The 17,924-nt window shown below is 63.7% G+C and carries 15 protein-coding genes; 9 read left to right on the plus strand and 6 right to left on the minus strand.

Translation table 11 applies throughout. From position 1 onward, the window contains the following. The first annotated feature begins 29 nt into the window (after positions 1-29). The gene (locus HWY05_RS29265; RefSeq protein WP_208459119.1) at positions 30-1,640 is read left to right on the plus strand and encodes a PLP-dependent aminotransferase family protein; all 1,611 of its coding nucleotides are present in this window, start codon (positions 30-32) and stop codon (positions 1,638-1,640) included. A 225-nt stretch (positions 1,641-1,865) separates the two neighbouring features. Further along, positions 1,866-2,198: a hypothetical protein gene (locus tag HWY05_RS29270; RefSeq protein WP_035563965.1), complete on the plus strand. Its 333-nt coding sequence runs from the start codon at positions 1,866-1,868 to the stop codon at positions 2,196-2,198. Positions 2,199-2,303: 105 nt separating this feature from the next. Here HWY05_RS29270 and HWY05_RS29275 read toward each other — a convergent pair whose 3' ends face one another. Then, positions 2,304-2,789, minus strand: a complete 486-nt coding sequence (locus tag HWY05_RS29275; RefSeq protein ID WP_035560247.1) for a GNAT family N-acetyltransferase — start codon at positions 2,787-2,789, stop codon at positions 2,304-2,306. Between the two features lie 370 nt (positions 2,790-3,159). Between HWY05_RS29275 and thrS the strand changes: the two genes are divergently transcribed. Next, positions 3,160-4,374 carry a threonine--tRNA ligase gene (thrS, locus tag HWY05_RS29280; RefSeq protein WP_176060502.1) on the plus strand — a complete coding sequence of 405 codons (1,215 nt, stop codon included), beginning with the start codon at positions 3,160-3,162 and terminating at the stop codon, positions 4,372-4,374. A 213-nt stretch (positions 4,375-4,587) separates the two neighbouring features. Here thrS and HWY05_RS29285 read toward each other — a convergent pair whose 3' ends face one another. The 3 genes from HWY05_RS29285 to HWY05_RS29295 all read right to left on the minus strand — a co-directional run bounded on the left by HWY05_RS29285 (position 4,588) and on the right by HWY05_RS29295 (position 8,372). Then, positions 4,588-5,388 (minus strand): SDR family NAD(P)-dependent oxidoreductase, encoded by an 801-nt coding sequence (locus tag HWY05_RS29285; RefSeq protein WP_035560245.1) that lies wholly within the window; start codon positions 5,386-5,388, stop codon positions 4,588-4,590. Between the two features lie 77 nt (positions 5,389-5,465). Continuing rightward, complete coding sequence (locus tag HWY05_RS29290; protein ID WP_176060503.1) at positions 5,466-7,346, minus strand: TRAP transporter large permease subunit; 1,881 nt, start codon at positions 7,344-7,346, stop codon at positions 5,466-5,468. A gap of 6 nt (positions 7,347-7,352) precedes the next feature. Beyond that, on the minus strand, positions 7,353-8,372 hold the full coding sequence (locus HWY05_RS29295) for a TRAP transporter substrate-binding protein (protein WP_035560242.1): 1,020 nt from the start codon (positions 8,370-8,372) through the stop codon (positions 7,353-7,355). A gap of 377 nt (positions 8,373-8,749) precedes the next feature. Between HWY05_RS29295 and HWY05_RS29300 the strand changes: the two genes are divergently transcribed. The 3 genes from HWY05_RS29300 to HWY05_RS29310 are packed head-to-tail and all read left to right on the plus strand — an operon-like array spanning position 8,750 to position 12,557. Then, on the plus strand, positions 8,750-9,916 hold the full coding sequence (locus tag HWY05_RS29300; RefSeq protein WP_176060504.1) for an acetyl-CoA acetyltransferase: 1,167 nt from the start codon (positions 8,750-8,752) through the stop codon (positions 9,914-9,916). Positions 9,917-9,956: 40 nt separating this feature from the next. Continuing rightward, positions 9,957-11,555, plus strand: coding sequence for an acyl-CoA synthetase (locus tag HWY05_RS29305; RefSeq protein WP_176060505.1), 1,599 nt, complete (start codon positions 9,957-9,959; stop codon positions 11,553-11,555). A gap of 12 nt (positions 11,556-11,567) precedes the next feature. Continuing rightward, the gene (locus tag HWY05_RS29310; protein WP_176060506.1) at positions 11,568-12,557 is read left to right on the plus strand and encodes an aldo/keto reductase; all 990 of its coding nucleotides are present in this window, start codon (positions 11,568-11,570) and stop codon (positions 12,555-12,557) included. Positions 12,558-12,621: 64 nt separating this feature from the next. Here HWY05_RS29310 and HWY05_RS29315 read toward each other — a convergent pair whose 3' ends face one another. Continuing rightward, the gene (locus tag HWY05_RS29315) at positions 12,622-13,347 is read right to left on the minus strand and encodes a helix-turn-helix transcriptional regulator (protein WP_035563959.1); all 726 of its coding nucleotides are present in this window, start codon (positions 13,345-13,347) and stop codon (positions 12,622-12,624) included. Between the two features lie 232 nt (positions 13,348-13,579). Between HWY05_RS29315 and HWY05_RS29320 the strand changes: the two genes are divergently transcribed. Together HWY05_RS29320 and HWY05_RS29325 are read left to right on the plus strand one after the other, a co-directional pair. Continuing rightward, on the plus strand, positions 13,580-14,485 hold the full coding sequence (locus HWY05_RS29320) for a DMT family transporter (protein WP_176060508.1): 906 nt from the start codon (positions 13,580-13,582) through the stop codon (positions 14,483-14,485). Between the two features lie 9 nt (positions 14,486-14,494). Continuing rightward, entirely contained in the window at positions 14,495-15,430 is a 936-nt protein-coding gene (locus tag HWY05_RS29325) for an ATP-binding protein (RefSeq protein WP_051981077.1), read from the plus strand. A gap of 210 nt (positions 15,431-15,640) precedes the next feature. Here HWY05_RS29325 and HWY05_RS29330 read toward each other — a convergent pair whose 3' ends face one another. Then, entirely contained in the window at positions 15,641-16,780 is a 1,140-nt protein-coding gene (locus tag HWY05_RS29330; protein ID WP_035560229.1) for a sigma 54-interacting transcriptional regulator, read from the minus strand. A gap of 197 nt (positions 16,781-16,977) precedes the next feature. Here HWY05_RS29330 and HWY05_RS29335 point away from each other — a divergent pair, with 197 nt between their 5' ends. Beyond that, positions 16,978-17,877, plus strand: a complete 900-nt coding sequence (locus HWY05_RS29335) for a LysR family transcriptional regulator (protein WP_035560226.1) — start codon at positions 16,978-16,980, stop codon at positions 17,875-17,877. The last annotated feature ends 47 nt before the right edge of the window (positions 17,878-17,924 follow it).

Consider the following 17,924-nt stretch of genomic DNA (forward strand, 5'->3'; position numbering starts at 1 on the left):
GCGAAACCCATTTCATAGGTCCAGCCGCAATGATGGAAATCATTGGTCCGCTCGCCAATCCGGCTGCGGCGAGTGCCGCCGACAAACCGCCGCCGCTGCAAAGACAGTTGATCGAGCGTTTGCAGCAGGCGATTCTCGCCGGACGGCTGCCGGCGGGCTCGCTGCTGCCTTCGTCGCGTCTGCTGGCGGCGGAAATGGGCGTGTCGCGCAACACGGTGGTGATCGCCTATGAACATCTGGTCGCGACCGGTTACGTGGTCGCTGACAAGAAGGGCACCCGCGTAAGCCCGCTGTCCAGCCCGGCCGCACGCGGCGAGCCGGCGGCGCCGTCCGCTGCGCCCGAGGTGGCTTACGCGGCGCGCGTCGGCCAGTTCGCGGCCACCCGCACGCACGCCGACAACACTTTTCCGATGACGCCCGGCACGCCCGCGCTGGACCGTTTTCCGCTGAGCGCCTGGCGGCGCGCGCTCGAACGGTCGATCGAGCGCGCGTTGCCCTTCACGCTCGGCTACGGCACGCCGGCCGGCGAACCGGGGCTGCGCGACGCGATCGCCGCCCATTTGAGGATCGCGCGCGGTGTGCGCTGCGATGGTTCGCAGGTGGTCATCACCGAGGGCGCGCAGGAGGCGCTGAACCTGTGCGTGCGGCTGCTGACCAATCCCGGCGACGTCGCGTGGGTCGAGGATCCTGGTTATCGCGGCGCGAAGGCCGCCTTCAACGTCGGCGATCTGACCACGTTGCCCATGCCGGTCGACGCCGAAGGCATCGCCGTGCCCGCCGACGCGTGGCGCACGCATCCACCGAAGCTGATCTATACGTCGCCCGCGCATCAGTATCCGACGGGCGCGGTGTTGTCGGTGGCGCGCCGTCTGGAGTTAATCGCGCAGGCGCGCCGCTGCGGCGCGTGGCTGATCGAGGACGACTACGACGGCGAGTTTCGCCACACCGGCGAGCCGATCGCCAGCATGCAGGGGCTCGTCGCCGACGCACCGGTGCTGTACGTCGGCTCATTCAGCAAGACCATGTTCCCGGCGCTGCGCATCGGTTTCGTGGTGCTGCCGCGCGCGATCGTCGAGGAATCGGCGGTGGCGTTGCAGGAGATGCTGCGCGGCGGCCATCGGCTGGAGCAGATGGCGCTGGCGCATTTCATCGAAAGTGGCGAGTTCGGGCGGCATCTGGGGCGGATGCGGCGGGTGTACCGCGAGCGCCAGCAGGCGTTGCGCGACGCGCTCACGGTCCATTTCGCGCCGGCGCAGATTCTGGGCGGCAACTGCGGCATGCATTTGACGCTGCGCTTGCCGCCGACCATCGACGACCGCGCCTTAGCCGCGCGGGCCGTCGCCAGGGGGCTCAATCCGCGCGCGCTGTCCGGGTTCGCGCTGCAGCCCGATGGGCAGACGAATGGGCTCGTGATCGGCTACGGCAGTACGCCGGCGGAGCAACTGGCGGCCGCCGCCCATGTGCTGGCCATGCTGGCGCGCGAGCTGGAGGGTAAGCCAACAAGCGGGGCAACAAGTAGGCCGAGAAGTGGGCCAACAAGCAGCCCAACAAGCAGCCCAACAACCAGCCCAACAACCAGCCCAACAAGCAAGCCAACCAGCAAAGCAAAAAAAGCAATCGCCTCCCAGTCTGACGTGTAAGTTTTTGCGTTTGTCCGCGCGGCCCATGTCGCGCTATCGTGTCGCTTATGCGCGGCGAAATCGACAGACGCAACGTCGACGGATCGCCCCGCAGCTCATGCCCAGCGCGCCGCACTGCAACATCGCGCACCAGGCGGAGCGCGCCCGCCGGGCCGCTGTCGAGCCCGGGCATGAAGAATGCCTTTGTTGTGGTTATCTATGACGATCTATCCGACCGGAGACGACATGAAGGAAATCGAACCGACCCCGTGGTTTGAGCTGGCCGCCCACACACCCGCACGCGAAGGCTGGTATGAGGTGCAATTGACGAGCGGGGACACGGCTTTCGCCAAATTCGGCGAAGGCATCTGGACTGAAAAACCGTTGCTGGTATTTACGCACTGGCGCGGGCTCTCCGCCGATCCATCGAAGGCCGGTGAAGGCGAAACCGAATCGATCGCCGCCGAAGCCACCGCCGCCGAAGGGGTGCGCGCCGCATGGAACGCGTTCTTCCCCGGACTCGGCGAAGAACAGCACAAGCCGCTGGACGCGGTGCCCAACGGTAAAGCGCCTCACTGATACGCAGCGTTGCGCGGCGGCGCTGACCGGCCGCCGCCTTCGCTGACCTTCGCGCGTACTGCTTTCGTTTCTAAATCGGCTTGCGCCGAACGAAGCAGTTCGTGCTTACTCCACACCCTCGGCAAACGCCTTGAGCGCGTCGCCCGCCAGCCGGTAACGCACCCACTCGCTTTGCGCGCTCGCGCCGATCGCTTCATAAAAGCCGATTGCCGGCTCGTTCCAGTCGAGCACACTCCATTCGAAACGCCCGCAGCCGCTTTCGCAGGCAATCTGCGCGAGGTGGCGCAGCATTCGTTTGCCCGCGCCGCTGCCGCGCGCGGCCGGCGACACATACAGGTCTTCCAGATACAGCCCGTGTTTGCCGAGCCACGTGGAATACGAGTGGAAATAGACGCAAAAGCCGATGGGCTCGCCGTCCATTTCGCAGATCAACGCTTTCGCGGTGGCGGTCGCGGAAAACAGGCTCGTTTCGACGTCTTCGACGGAAGCGATGACTTCATGCTCCGCCTTCTCGTACACGGCGAGTTCGGTGATGAAGCGAAGAATCAGCGCGGCGTCGGCTGCGTGTGCGCGGCGAATGTGAATGGTCAAGGTCAGGTGCTCGATCGGTTGAAGGTGGACCGACGTCGCGCGAAGACACGCGCGTTTCGGATCAGACAGATATCGTAGCGTCGATCGGCGTGAATTGACCAGCATTCTCGGCGATTGCGATTGACGCGTCGTCACCCGATCGTTTACTGTCGAGCCATGGACTTCCACTCGATTCCCTTCGCTGCCGTCACCACCACGACGACCACCTTCACAGGCGGGTCGTCGGGAGGTTGCGCACGCTAGCAGCACGAAGCAGTGGCAGACCACCCAAGGCCCCGCCGGAAACGGACGGGGCCTTTGGCATTTCTGGACCTCCGTTTACGGCAACCCTCACCGCGATAAGCGGGTTTCGACTAAACGGAGCGTGACTGTGAACGACATCGATCATCGTGTTTTAGGCAATAAACTCGACCTTTTTCATCAGCAGGAAGAAGGCGTCGGGATGGTTTTCTGGCATCCGCGTGGCTGGGAGTTGTATCGCGTGCTTGAGGAGTATGTGCGCGCCCGCATGCGCCGCGCCGGATTTCGCGAGATTCGTACGCCGCAATTGCTGGCGCGTTTGCTGTGGGAAAAGAGCGGCCATTGGGAGAAGTTCGGCGCGGCGATGTATTCGCTGGCCGACGCGGAAGAAGGGCGCGCGCTGTGTCTGAAACCCATGAGTTGTCCGTGCCACGTGCAGGTGTTCAATCAGCGCGTGCGTTCTTATCGCGAGTTGCCGGTTCGGTATAGCGAGTTTGGCGCGTGTCATCGCGACGAACCGTCAGGCTCGCTCGAAGGCCTGAAGCGCACGCGCGCGTTCGTGCAGGACGACGCGCATGTGTTCTGCGCGGAGTCGCATATCGAGGCGGAAGTGGGGCGTTTCTGCTCGCTGTTGCGCGCGATGTACGCGGACCTCGGTTTTCCCGATTTCAAGGTTGCGCTTGCGACGCGGCCGGCGTCGCGCTCGGGCAGCGAAGCGACGTGGGATCACGCGGAAAGCGCGTTGGCGAATGCCGCGCGTGCGGCGGGCCTGGCGTTCGATCTGCTCGAAGGCGAGGGCGCTTTTTACGGGCCCAAACTGGAGTTTCATCTCACGGACAGCCGCGGGCGAAGCTGGCAATGCGGCACGATCCAGCTCGACTTCGTGTTGCCCGAGCGACTCGACGCGGAGTTCGTCAACGAGCGCAATGAACGCGAGCGGCCGGTGATGATTCATCACGCGGTGCTGGGCAGCATGGAGCGATTCATCGCGATGCTGCTCGAACATCACGAGGGATGGTTGCCTGTGTGGCTCGCGCCGGAGCAGGTCGTCGTCGCCACGATCAGCGACGCGAATACGCCCTACGCGCAGGAGGTTCTGCAAGCGCTCGACGATGTGGATATCAGAGCGCTGGTCGACAGCCGGCCCGAGCGGCTGGAGAAGAAGATCGTCGATGCACGCGAAAAGCAGGTGCCGCTTCTGGTGGTAGTCGGTTCGCGCGACGAGCGTGACCGGACGATCAGCATCCGTCAGCGCGACGGGCAGCAAGCGACGTTGTCGCTGGAGGACGGTGTCGAGCATTTGAGGTTGGCAGCGCTGCCTCCTGCCATGCCGTCCAGACTTTGACGTAACGTTCGCTCAAGGGCGCTGCGATTCGCGCCCTCGAGCGTTCGTCCTCGACTCCGCCATCGAGGATCGCGCCACGGACCGTTCCACCGAAAGCGCGAGCAAGGGCGGCGTCGCGCAATTCACAGGTCCATTGGCTCGGCGGGTTGATTCCGCCGAAGTAACGCCGGCCACCACAGACACGACAGCTGGATGCCGGAGGGCGTTAAGTCCTTAGATCTCCAGCACGCCGGCCGCCATAAAGCCGCCATCCACGGGCACCGTCTGGCCGTTCACATACGACGCCTGCTCGGAGCACAGAAAGCTCACCACTGCGGCGATTTCCTCGGGGACGCCGTAGCGTTTCGCCGGCACGGCACGGGTGTAATTGTCGCGCGCGACTTGCGAATGCAGATCGAGCGTCATTGGCGTGTCGACCGGACCCGGTGCGACGCCGTTCGTGGTGATGCCGTATTCGGCGAGCTCGATCGCCATCTGCCGGGTGAGCCCGACGACCGCCGCCTTCGACGTGCCGTAGGCGGTGCGCCCCGAACTCGCGCGCAAGCCGCTGACGGAAGCGATATTGACGATGCGCCCCCAGCCGTTCCTGCGCATCAGCCGCGCCGCGTGCTGACCGCACAGCATCGGCCCCGTGACGTTGACGTCGAAGACCTTGCGCCAGTGTTCAACGGGATAGTCGAGAAACGGAAACGTCTTCGCGATGCCGGCATTGTTCACCAGGATATCGCAGCGGCCGAACTGGTTTTCGATGATGTCGAACGCCACGTCGATCGACGCGGGCGCCGACACGTCGAGCTGCACCGCATAGGCCTCGTGACCGGCTGCGCACAGCATGCCGGCGAGATCGTTCGCGCCATGCATGTTGATGTCGCCGATGAAAACGATATGCCCGGCTTCCGCGAGCTGCTGCGAGATGGCCGCGCCGATCCCGGCGCCACCGCCAGTCACGAGCGCGACGCGCGGATGGGCGGCGGAGGAATGGCCTGGGCGGAACGTTTCAGTAGTCAGATTCACTGCGGACTCTCGAATGATGGGGAACAGCGTAAAGAAAGAGGCACGAAACAGGTCGGAAAACAGGCGTTAAAACGTACTCACTTCAAAAATCCGATCGACAGCCACGGCACGAACGCGACCACCAGCAGTGCAATGAACAGCGCGCCGAGATAGCCCCATACGCGGCTCACGACCCGGTCCGGCGACACCTTGCCGATTGCGCACGCGGCATAGAAACCCACGCCCATCGGTGGGGCGAACAGGCCGAGTCCCATCGACAGGATCACGACCATCGCGTAATGAACGTCGTGAATGCCGAGCGCCCGCGCCACCGGAAACAGTAGCGGGCCGAACAGCACGATCGCGGGGATGCCTTCCAGCACGCTGCCGAGCACGACGAACAACACGATCGACACGCACAGAAACCCGCGCTGTCCACCCGGCATCTGCTCCATGGCCGCCACCAGCGACGCGGAAAATCCCGATTGCGTGAGCGCCCATGCCATGGCGGTGGCGAGGCCGATGATCAGCAGAATGGCGCCTGACAGACTCGCGGTGTCGAGCAGCAGCGAATACAGACGGCGCCATTCGATGCGGCGCCCGCACAGGTGCAGGAGCACGCCGGCGATCAGCGTGTAAGCGATGCCGATGGTCGATACCTCGGTGGCGGTGGCCGCGCCTTCGATCACCACCGCGCGGATCAGCATCGGCAGGGCGAGGGCGGGCAATGCGATCACAAAGGTGCGCAGGATCGTGCGCATCGGCGCGCGGGTGGTGTTGCTGGGCGGTTCGTGCCGCGCGCGTCGCCAGCAGACGAAACCGATCGCAATCGTCGCGATCACGGCCGGCATGATTCCGCCGACGAAGAGCGCGGTGATCGACACGCCACACACGGCGCCGATCGTGATCAGCACGAGACTCGGCGGTATCGTCTCGGTCATCGCACCGGTCGACGAAAGCAGCGCCACCAGTTCCTCGGGCTTCGCGCCGCGCCGCTGCATTTCGGGGAACAGCGCGGGCGCAATCGCCGCCATGTCGGCGGCTTTCGCGCCGGAGATGCCGGACACCAGGAACATCGCGCCGAGCAGCACGTATTGCAGACCGCCGCGCACATGGCCGAGCAACGCCGCCATGAAATCGATCAGGCAACGGGCGAGCCCGCTCAACTCAAGCAACGCGCCGAGCAGCACGAACAGCGGCACTGACAGCAGCACCAGATTCGCCATTCCCTCGTCCATCCGGCTCACGACGATGCCGAGTGGCGCATGCGTCATCAGCACCAGATAGGCGAGCGTCGCGGTGCCGAAGCTGAATGCGATCGGCACGCCGCCTGCCACGCACAAGCCCACCAGTACGACGAAGAACACGATCAGATTCAGGTTGCCGAGCGCGAGCAGATAAGGTTGCGCGATCCACAACGCGGCGGCGATCGCGCCGGCCGTGAGCAATGCGCCGACGAATTGTCCGGGGCTCACCTCACGCGCAATACGCGCGAGCGCCGCCATCAGCATCAAGACCGCACCGACCGGCAGCGCGGCACAACGCCAGCCGTCCGGCAGTTGCAACGCGGGCGTGCTGACGGGCATCTGCAGATTCATGTGGTCGATGGCCGGCGTGATGATCAGCGCGACGAAGGCGCAGACCGTCAGCGCGCTGACCGCTTCGAGCCAACCACGCCATTTCTCCGGCAAGCGCGTGACGATCGCGGTGAGCCGCATATGCGCGCCGCGATGCAGGGCGAGTACCGCACCCAGCATCGCCAACCAGCTGAACAGGATCGACGCGAGTTCGTCGGACCAGATCAGCGGCTGGTTGAGGCCGTAACGAAAGATCACGCCGCACAACAGAATCATCGTCTCGGCGACCACGAGGCAGGCCGCGACCGCGCCGACCCCGTGCATCACCCAATCGACGGCCGTGGTCACGCCGCGTGCGAGCCAGCCGTCGTTTTCCAGTTTCTTCGTCAAGGTCAGGTGCATGGTGCGTCAGGCCAGTTTGCCGGTGTATTTTTCGAGGGCGGTCCACGCGTCGTCGCCGAACTTCTTGTGCCAGTCGGCGTAAAAGCCCGCCGTGGTTAGCTGGTTGCGGAACGCATTGATATCGACGTCGTTGAATTGCAGGCCTTTCGACTTCAGCTCCGGCATCAGCGAGGCGTTCAACTTCCCGACGTCCACGCGTTCCTGCACGGCCGCGTCGTTGATGGCGTTCTGCACGACGGTCTGCAGATCCTTCGGCAAGCGCGCGAAAGACTGCTTATTGGCGAGGAACCAGAAACCGTCCCACATGTGATTGGTCATCGAGCAGTACTTCTGCACTTCGTAGAGCTTCGCCGCCGTGATGGTGGCGAGCGGATTCTCCTGACCTTCCACCACGCGTGTTTGCAGCGACGAGTACACCTCGGAGAAATTGATGCTGGCCGGCGACGCGCCGAGCGACTGGAACATCGAGGTCCAGATCGGGCTCATCGGCACGCGCAGCTTGATGCCCTTCAGGTCGGCCGGCACGTGGATCGCCTTGGTGCTGGTGGTGGTCTGGCGGTAGCCGTTGTCCCAGATCTTCTCGAAGGCGAACACGGACGTCTTCGCGATCTCCTGGCGCACGCGCGCCCCGAGTGCGCCGTCGAGCGCGCCCCACACCTGGTCGTAGTCCTTGAATGCGAAGCCCACGCCGGTGATCTGTGCGGCCGGCACGAGCGTGCCGAGAATCAGCGGCGACAGCGTGAAGTAATCGATCGCGCCGGAGCGCACCTGCGACAGCATGTCGGTGTCGCTGCCCAACTGGTTGTTCGAGTACACCTGAAAGTCGACCCGTCCCTTGCTTTCCGACGCGATGCGCGCAGAGGCTTCCTTCGCACGGATATTCATCGGATGCGTGGCCGGCAGGTTGTTCGCGTATTTGAGAGTGAATTCGGCAGCGTGCGCGTTGCGGCCGTGCAGGCCGGCGAATGACGCAGCGGCGGCAAGCGAGGCACATTTGAGAAAGTCGCGCCGGGAAGTAACGCTCATCGTCTGTCTCCTGAGTTTTATGTTTGCCGCATCGAAGGCGGGCGTCCAGCTAAAAGCAAATTGAATGCCATTTGCCGCGAGCCGCGCGGGTGGTCGCGTTGGCGCGGCAAGTGCGGGTTATTGCCAGGCCTCGACGCGCGTGCAAGTGTCGAGCGCATGCGACACCTGTCGCAGGGTTTGTGTCGCACTCGCGCGGCGATTCGAATGGGCAGGTTCGCGGGCTTGCGCATGCATGAAATCGCGCATCGTTGCCTGTCCGGCGAGCCTTTGCGAGGCGGCCGCTGTCCCCGCGGCGCGTGGCGCGCTCAGCGATCGGAAGTGGTTGGCTTGGCTCTTGCATAGGGAGCCGCCATCTCTTAGCCAAGGAGCTGTTCGTTATGCAACCGACCATCATCGGATGGAGCCATATCCCGTTTGGCAAGCTCGACGCGCTCGATATCGAACGCATGATTGCGGACACCGCGCGCGACGCGATCGATCACGCCGGTATCGAGGCCGGCCAGATCGATTCGATTCACGTGGGTACCTTCAACGGCGGTTTCGTCTATCAGGACTTTCCGTCGGCGCTGGTCTTCAACGCGATTCCCGAATTGCGTTTCACGTCGACCGTGCGCTGTGAGAACGCGTGCTCGACCGGCTCGGCCGCCGTGTATTCCGCGCTCGATGCGCTGCGCTCGGGGCGCTCTGCCTGTGCGCTGGTGATCGGCTACGAAAAGATGACGAGTCTGCCGACCGCCGAAGTCGGCAAGGTGCTGCAAAAGTGCTCATACGCGAGCGAAGAGGCGGACGTGCCGGGCGGCTTCGCGGGCATTTTCGGCAAGCTCGCGCAAACGTATTTCGATCGCTACGGCGACCAGTCGGACGCACTCGCGGCGATTGCCGCGAAGAACCATCGCAACGGCGTGTCGAATCCTTACGCGCATATGCGGCGCGATTTCGGTTACGACTTTTGCCGCACGCCGTCGGAGAAAAATCCGTTCGTCGCCGGGCCGCTGAAGCGTACCGACTGCTCGATGATTTCCGACGGCGCGGCTGCGCTGATCATCGCGTCGCCGGACATTGCGCGGCGCACCCGTCATGCGGTCGAGTTTCGTGCGACGGTCCAGGTCAGCGACTATCTGCCGCTGTCGCGGCGCGATCCGATTGCGTTCGAGGGCGCACGGCTCGCGTGGAAGCAAGGGCTTGCGCAGGCCGGTATGACGCTCGACGATCTGTCGCTGGTCGAAACGCACGACTGCTTCACGATCGCCGAATTGATCGAATACGAAGCGATGGGTCTCGCCGCGCCGGGCCAGGGCGCGCGGGTGGTTCTCGACGGCGTGACGACGAAGGAAGGCCGTTTGCCGGTCAACGCGTCGGGTGGGCTGAAGGCCAAGGGGCATCCGGTCGGCGCGACCGGCGTGTCGATGCATGTGATGGCGGCGATGCAGGTGAGCGGTCAGGCTGGTGCAATGCAGATTCCGAATGCGCGCACGGCCGGCGTCTTCAACATGGGCGGCGCGGCCGTGACCAACTATTTGAGTATTCTCGAATCACGCCGTTAAGGCGCGGCTCTTCACTTCTCTTTTTCAAAAGCACTTGCGTATGCTCACCACCGTCATGAACCTCGGGAATCTGCTGACCGACGCAGCCCGACGCCACGCCAATCAACCCGGTTTCATCCAGGCCGGGCACCACACGAGCTGGCACGAACTCAACGCGCGCGTCGATGCGCTCGCGCACGGGTTGAGCCGTCTCGGTATCGGCAAAGGCGACAAGATTCTCGTCCATTCGCGCAACAACCTGCCGCTGTTCGAAAGCGCGTGGGTCGCGTTCAAGCTCGGCGCCGTGTGGGTGCCGACCAACTGCCGAGTCACCGCGGCGGAAGCGGCCTATCTCGGCGAATCGAGTGGCGCGAAGGCGATGATTTACGAGGCGGGCTTCGACGCACATGTCGATGCGGTGCGCGCGGCCTCACCCGCTTTGCGGCATGTCATCGCGATCGGCGCACCGCGCGCGGGCGAACTCGCCTACGAGACACTCGCTCGCCAGATCGACGCGCCGCCGTTCGCCGCGGTCGACGTGGACCGTGACGATCCGCTGTGGTTCTTCTATACGTCCGGCACCACCGGCCGCCCCAAGGCCGGTGTGCTCACGCATGGGCAGATGGCGTTCGTGCTGACCAACCACATCGCCGATCTGATGCCCGGTTTGACCCATCGGTCGCGCTCGCTCGTGGTGGCGCCGCTGTCTCACGGCGCGGGTATTCACGCGATGGTCAACGTGGCGCGCGCGGCAGCCAGCGTTCTGCCGGCGTCGGAAAAACTCGACGCGGAAGAAGCATGGGCGCTCGTGCAGGAACATCGGATCGACAATATGTTTACCGTGCCGACCATCGTCAAGATGCTGACCGAGCATGAGTCGGTGGACCGTTACGATCATAGTTCGCTGAAGTATGTGATCTACGCGGGCGCGCCGATGTATCGCGAGGACCAGAAGCACGCGTTGCGCAAACTCGGCAAGGTGCTGGTGCAGTACTACGGGCTCGGCGAAGTAACCGGCAACATCACGGTGCTGCCGCCGTCGCTGCACAGCGCCGACGACCACGCCGCCGACGGCCGCGTCGGCACCTGCGGGTATGCGCGCACCGGCATGGAGATCGGAATTCTCGACGAGGAAGGCCATCGGCTCGCGCCCGGCGCGAGCGGCGAGATTTGCGTGCGCGGGCCGGCGGTGTTCGTCGGCTACGACAACAACCCCGAAGCGAACCAAAAAGCCTTCCGGCACGGCTGGTTCCATACCGGCGATCTGGGGCATCTCGACGACCAGGGCTTCCTGTATATCACCGGCCGCTCGTCGGACATGTACATTTCCGGCGGCTCGAACGTCTACCCGCGCGAAGTCGAAGAGGCGATCCTCACGCACCGGGCGGTGCAGGAAGTCGCGGTGGTCGGCATGCCCGATCCGAAGTGGGGAGAAGTCGGCGTTGCGGTGGTGGTGCGGCGCCAAGGCTGGGGGCTCGAAGAAGACGCGTTGCTCGCGCATCTCGAGCCGCATCTCGCGCGCTACAAGTGGCCGAAACGTTGCGTGTTCTGGGACGCCTTGCCCAAGTCCGCTTACGGCAAGATCGTCAAGAAAGACATCAAGGTTTTGCTGGCCGTGCCGCCAGAGACGGTCGCCGACGAAGCACACCCCATCCACTGAAGAGGAATCGATATGTTGCCACGCCGCAAGCTGGGATCGCAGGGTCTGGAGGTGTCCGCGCTGGGGCTCGGATGCATGGGCATGAGCTTCGCGTACGGTCCCACGGACGACGCCGAATCGCTGCGCACGCTGCATCGCGCGTTCGAACTCGGCTGCGATTTCTACGATACCGCCGAAGTTTACGGCCCATTCGAGAACGAGAAGCTGCTGGCGCGCGCGTTCGGAGGGCGGCGCGAACGCATCCGGATCGCGACCAAATTCGGCTTTCGCATCGACAACGGCAAGATCGCCGGGACCGATAGCCGGCCCGAGCATATCCGCGCAGTGGTCGACGCGAGCCTGAGCCGCTTGCGCACCGACTACGTCGATCTGCTGTATCAACATCGGGTCGATCCGGAGGTGCCGATCGAAGATGTGGCGGGCACTGTCGGCGATCTCGTGAAAGAAGGTAAGGTGCTGTACTTCGGTTTGTCGGAAGCGGGTCCGCGGACGATTCGCCGCGCGCACGCGGTGCATCCGGTGAGTGCGTTGCAAAGCGAGTATTCGCTATGGGAGCGCGATATCGAAGCGCAGATTCTGCCGGCTCTGCGGGAACTGGGCATCGGGCTCGTGCCTTTCGCGCCGCTTGGTCGTGGCTTTCTTACCGGCTCCGCGCGGCGGGCGGAGGAGTTTCCCGAAGGCGATACGCGGCGCACGTCGGATCCGCGCTTGCAAGGTGAGAACTTCGACGCGAACATGCGGCTCGCCGGCGTACTGAAAGCGCTTGCCGTGGAAGCGGGCTGCACGCCCGCGCAGCTCGCGCTCGCGTGGTCGCTTGCGCAGGGCGGCGATATCGTGCCGATTCCGGGCACACGACGCGTGGCGAATCTGGAGCAGAACCTCGCAGCGGGAGCGTTGAGCATCGCCCCGTCGTTGTTGAAGCAACTCGACGAAGCGCTGCCGCGCGGCGCGACGGTCGGGCCACGCTATACGGCCGCAATGGAGCGGATGGTAGACCGTTGAGGTTTCAGGTGGCGTGAGATCGCGTGCCGCCCGCGTCGCGCGTGCGTTGAAGACCAAGGTGGAACTACGCGTAAAACGCGGACGGCACCACGCCGAAATGCCGCTTGAACATGGCCGCGAAGGCACTCTGGCTCGTATAGCCATGGTCCATCGCGACGGCAATGATTTTCTCGCCATGCGCGAGCCGTTTTAGTGCCAGCAGCAGACGCGCCTTCTGGCGCCAGCGGCCGAAGGTAATGCCGGTTTCGCGCTGGAACCAGCGGTGAAATGTTTTCTCCGACACATCCAGCGTGCCTGCCCATGCGCCGATGGTGCGATTGTCGTCGGGGGCGGCGAGCACGCTGTTGCATACCTTGCGCAAGCGCAGATCGGTCGGCCACGGCAGATACAGCGGTAGCAACGGCACAGCGTTCAATTCCGCCAGCAACAACTGCATCAAATGATCGTCGCGCGAACCGGTGGCGTAATCCTGCGGCACGTCGATTGCCGCCAGTATCAACTCGCGCAGCAGCGTGTGAACTTCGACGACGCAACTGCGAGCCGGCAACTGCGTGGCCGCGCCGGGCTCGACGAACACGGTGCGCATCTTCACGTCGCCGCTCATCTGCACCGAATGGTCGACCCCCGGTTCGAGCCACACACCGCGCGTGGGCGGCACGACCCACGAGCCGGTCGCCGATTCGATCAGCATCACGCCTTCGATCGCATACAGCAATTGCGCGCGCCGATGACGGTGCGCCGCAATCAAGGTGCCGTGCGGATACCAGGCAGCCATGGCCGATACCGGCATGGGCGTGCTCTCGAACGGCACATGCGCGCCGGGTGCGGTCGGCGTTTCGGTGCGGCTATCCGCCGGCATGGAAGTGCATGCGTTCATGCGTGGTTTTGTCATTGACCGGATATTTGACCGTTTCGCGACAAGTAAAGACTTTTTGGCGTTAGACAGACCTTACGCGCGGGCGCAAGATTTCGGTTCACTTCGAAGCCCCTTGAATCCCTTTGATAGTCAGCCAGAGCGCGATATGAAGAGATCGTATTTCCTGTTTCCTTTTGTGGCAATCCTGCTGTGGGCCGGCAACGTCATCGTGTCGAAGCTGTCCGCCCATACCATCGACCCGTCGGCGATCACCTTCTACCGTCTATTGCTGGCCGTTGCGCTGATGAGTCTGTTTACGCTGAAGCCGGCCTGGCGCAACCGCGCCGCGATCGTAGCGCAACTGCCCAAGCTCGCCGTGCTCGGTTTTCTCGCCATGGCGCTGTTCCAGAGTCTCTCCTACGAGGCCGCCAAAACCACGACGGCGACCAACATGTCGATCATCACCGCGTTGGTGCCGCTCATGACGATGGTGGCGAGCACGCTGCTGCTCGGCGAGGCCCCGACCACCGGCATGGTGGGCGGCGGCATCCTGTCGCTGGTCGGCGTGGTGTATCTGATCACGCAAGGCAATCCCGCCATGCTGCTCAACAACGGTGCGCATCTCGGCGATCTGCTGATGATTTTCGCTGCGCTCGCGTATGCCCTGTATGGCGTGCTGCTCAAGCGCTGGCATGTCGGGCTGCCGTCGTGGCAATCCACCTACCTGCAGGCGCTGTTCGCGCTGCTGTTCATGCTGCCGATGCTGCTGCGCCTGCCCGCGGCAGAAGCGGTGCCCACGCGTGCGAGCGTGCCGCTGATCCTGTACGCCGGCGTGCTGGCCTCGGTGGTGCTGCCCTACCTGTGGATGCAGGGCGTCAAGCATCTCGGCCCGAATCGCTGCGCGCTGTTCATGAACGTGTTACCGATCGCGACCGCGTTGATCGCCATCGCGATGCTCGGCGAAACCTTGCATATGTACCACGTGCTCGGCGGCGGCACTGCGCTCGTCGGCGTGATCGTCGCGCAAATGTTCAGACGTCCCGCGGCGGAAGTCGCTGCAGTGCAGGAATAAGCCACCATCATGGATATCGATACTGAAGATTCGCTCGAACGGCACGTGGCCGGGCTCTTCAAACGGCTCGACCGGCTCGCCGCGTTGGCCGAAGCGGCGCTCGGCACTGCCTCAAACGACGAACCCGACTGGCGCCATGTCATCGCGTTTCGCTGGCAGCGTGGCGCCGGCCCGTTCGGCGTCGCGCAACTGCATGCGGTCGCCGACCCCGCGCTGATTCCGTTCGAGGAACTGTGCAACGTCGAGCGCCAGGCTGACGTGATCCGGCAGAACACCCGTCAGTTCGTGATGGGCTATCCGGCCAACAACGTTCTCTTGACCGGTGCGCGCGGCACCGGCAAGTCGTCGCTAGTGAAAGCCTGTTTGCATGCGTTCGCACCGGAAGGGCTGCGGCTGATCGAAGTTGGCAAAGAGTCGCTCAACGACCTGCCGGCGATTCTCGACCGCGTGCGGCGCCGGCCTGAGCGTTTCGTCATTTTCTGCGACGACCTGTCGTTCGAATCGGGCGAGACCGGCTACAAAGGACTCAAGACCGTACTTGACGGTTCGGTAGCCGGGCATTCGAGCAACGTGCTGATCTACGCGACGTCGAACCGCCGCCATCTGCTCGCCGAAGACGCGCGCGACAACGAAGGCTATTCGGTCGCGGAGAACGGCGAGTTGCATCCGGGCGACGCAGTGGAAGAGAAGATTTCGTTGTCGGAGCGCTTCGGCATATGGGTGACGTTTTACGCGTTTTCGCAGGACCAGTATCTGGAAGTGGTGGCGCAAAGGCTCGGCATGCTCGGGTTCACGGCTGGGCAAATCGAGGCCGCGCAGCAAGCGGCGTTGCAATGGGCGCTGGCACGCGGTGCGCGCTCGGGCCGCATTGCGACGCAATTCGCGCAAGACTATGCCGGGCGTCTTGCTTGCGCCGAGCGTGAGGCCGTAACCGTTGCGCGCTGATGAATCCGTGCGCCGGCGCGGTACGTGCCTGCGCCGCAGCGCGACGCTGCCGGTTTGAGCGGGCGGAAAGAGCCCGAGGGGTAGTTGAAGCGGGGGCTGTGAGAGGGGGCATGAGACAGGGGCGTCTGCGAAGCCATGACAATACGCGGACGTCCCCATGCCCCTTGCCGCATTCGCGCTATTCACCGGGGCAGTCCATGCCGAATCATGTTAACCGTGATCCGCCATGAGCATGTCGCAACCGACGTCGCGTACGTGCGGAATGCGAAACTGCCTGAGCTTGCGATACAGCGAAGCGCGGCAAATACCGAGTTCGCGCGAAGCCGCCGAAATATTCCAGCGACTCGCGGACAGTGCTCGCAGAATGTTGTCGCGTTCGCTCGGCGGCGCGACCGGTAGGCGCTGCGCTTCGGCATGACTTGCAGCGTAGGACGCGCCGGGCCTGGCATCATGCGACGCAGCGTACGGGTGAGGTGCTGCATGCAAGGCTGCATGAAGCGTCGAACGCAGACCGGTGCGAACCGTTATGCCTTTACCCGACTGCACGTTCGCCGGTAGATCGCCCGCGCGTATCAGGTCGCCGCTCTTTACCGCGCATGCATACTGGATTGCCGTGCGCATCTGGCGCAGGTTGCCAGGCCAGCGGCTATGCAAAAGAATCTCGCGCGCCTCACGGTCCACGTTGGCCTCGAGTGTCATGCCCGGCGCTTCGCCTTCCAAAATCGATTGCAGCAACCACGCGCGGTCGTGCCGTTCGCGCACCGGCGGCAGATGAACGATCCCGACGGCGATCCGGTAGTAGAGGTCTTCGCGGAACGTTCCTGCTTCGACATGTGACTCGATGTTTTGATGCGTTGCGCAGATCAATTGCAAATCGACTGCGATAGGCTCGGCCGAGCCAATCGGCGTCACTTCGCGCTCCGATAGCACGCGTAGCAAGCGGGTCTGCTGCGCGGCGGGCATATCGCCGATTTCGTCGAGGAACAGCGTGCCGCGATGCGCGAGCGCAACCTTGCCCTTCATTCCCGTCGATAGCGCGCCGGAGAATGCGCCGCGGGTATAGCCGAACAGTTCGCTCTCGATCAGGTTTTCAGGAATCGACCCGCAATTCACCGACACCATCGCCGCCTGCCGGCGATTACTGTAGCTGTGCAGTGCACGGGCGAGATACTCCTTGCCGGTGCCGGTTTCTCCGAGAATCAGAATGGGAAGTTGTCGGTCGATTAGCAGGCGGGCGCGCGATAGCGTAGCCAGCATCGTAGGATCATCGCCACATAGTCGGCCAAGAGGCAGCCCCGATGAGCGAGATGAGTCTGCACGGGCGCGGTCCAACGGGTCGTGGGCGGTCATGGCATCTCTCTTTATCTATCTGGTTGGCAGGGTCGGCCCGGCTTGTGACCCGGCGAATCGCACTAGGCTGCCAACGGTTTGTCTCCGAAACCAAGCATAGTGTGATTCATTAATAGTCTCCAATACATTATGATGCGACGACTGATACCGGTTAGGTATCAGTCGGATTCCTATTCGCAGACTTGGGGCAGCCAGGCATGGAACTGAGGCAAATACGCTATTTCGTTGTGCTCGCGGAGACCCTGCACTTCAGACGCGCTGCCGCGCTGCTTCATATTTCGCAGCCGCCGCTGTCGCGTCAGATTGCATTGCTCGAAGCGGAACTCGGCGTCGTGCTGCTGGATCGCACGCGCCGCAGCGTGCGGCTCTCGGCAGCGGGACTGCGTTTCTATCGTGATGCCAAGATGGTGATGGCCACCGTCGACCAGGCGCGCAGCCATGCACGCGCCGCCGACCTCGGCGAAGAGGGCACGCTGATGGCGGGTTTCATGTTCGCCGCCGCGTATAGCATCGTGCCGGTGCTGACACGTGCTTATGCGTCGGCCTTTCCGCGCGTCGAACTGAAACTCAGCGAGAGCATCCCCACTTTGCTGGTGGCCGAAATTCGCGCCGGCAAGGCCGACGTTGGCATCATGTATCCGTCTGATTCGGCGGTCGAGCTGGAGACTCGCACGATCTTCAGCGAGCAACTGGTCGCCGTGCTGCCCGAAGGACACCGGCTCGCCACGCGCGCGGCGATTTCGATCGCCGAGTTGCGCGACGAATGGTTCATCATCTCGCCGCATGCGGCATCGCCCTTCATCTACAACACGATTGTCGAGCACTGCCGGCGTTCCGGGTTTACGCCACGTGTCCGGCTCGAAACCAATTTCCAGCAGACCATTGTCAATCTCGTCGCGCAGCGGCTCGGCGTGGCGCTCGTGCATAGCTCGATGCGCAGCACCCATGCGGATAACGTCAAGTTCATGCCGCTGCTGCATGCGCCTTATGTTGACGTCGCGCTGGTATGGAGTCCCGATACCTTGAATCCGTGTGTTGCGCGCTTTGTCGATATCGCCGCGCAAATGGGGTTGGCCGGTACCAGGCCTGCCGGTTAGAGGTGACTTCTCACTACACCTGTCGCATAGCACGCGACAGATGTCTC

It is taken from the genome of Paraburkholderia sp. BCC1876 (assembly GCF_902833695.1).
In the GTDB taxonomy this organism is placed as follows: domain Bacteria; phylum Pseudomonadota; class Gammaproteobacteria; order Burkholderiales; family Burkholderiaceae; genus Paraburkholderia.

Bases quoted from the DNA above. Each gene is read 5' to 3' on its own strand.
- HWY05_RS29265 (WP_208459119.1), top strand. From the start codon at position 30: ATGATGGAAATCATTGGTCCGCTCGCCAATCCGGCTGCGGCGAGTGCC.
- HWY05_RS29270 (WP_035563965.1), top strand. From the start codon at position 1,866: ATGAAGGAAATCGAACCGACCCCGTGGTTTGAGCTGGCCGCCCACACA.
- HWY05_RS29290 (WP_176060503.1), bottom strand. From the start codon at position 7,346: ATGCACCTGACCTTGACGAAGAAACTGGAAAACGACGGCTGGCTCGCA.
- HWY05_RS29295 (WP_035560242.1), bottom strand. From the start codon at position 8,372: ATGAGCGTTACTTCCCGGCGCGACTTTCTCAAATGTGCCTCGCTTGCC.
- HWY05_RS29300 (WP_176060504.1), top strand. From the start codon at position 8,750: ATGCAACCGACCATCATCGGATGGAGCCATATCCCGTTTGGCAAGCTC.
- HWY05_RS29305 (WP_176060505.1), top strand. From the start codon at position 9,957: ATGCTCACCACCGTCATGAACCTCGGGAATCTGCTGACCGACGCAGCC.
- HWY05_RS29310 (WP_176060506.1), top strand. From the start codon at position 11,568: ATGTTGCCACGCCGCAAGCTGGGATCGCAGGGTCTGGAGGTGTCCGCG.
- HWY05_RS29315 (WP_035563959.1), bottom strand. From the start codon at position 13,347: ATGCCGGTATCGGCCATGGCTGCCTGGTATCCGCACGGCACCTTGATT.
- HWY05_RS29320 (WP_176060508.1), top strand. From the start codon at position 13,580: ATGAAGAGATCGTATTTCCTGTTTCCTTTTGTGGCAATCCTGCTGTGG.
- HWY05_RS29325 (WP_051981077.1), top strand. From the start codon at position 14,495: ATGGATATCGATACTGAAGATTCGCTCGAACGGCACGTGGCCGGGCTC.
- HWY05_RS29330 (WP_035560229.1), bottom strand. From the start codon at position 16,780: ATGACCGCCCACGACCCGTTGGACCGCGCCCGTGCAGACTCATCTCGC.
- HWY05_RS29335 (WP_035560226.1), top strand. From the start codon at position 16,978: ATGGAACTGAGGCAAATACGCTATTTCGTTGTGCTCGCGGAGACCCTG.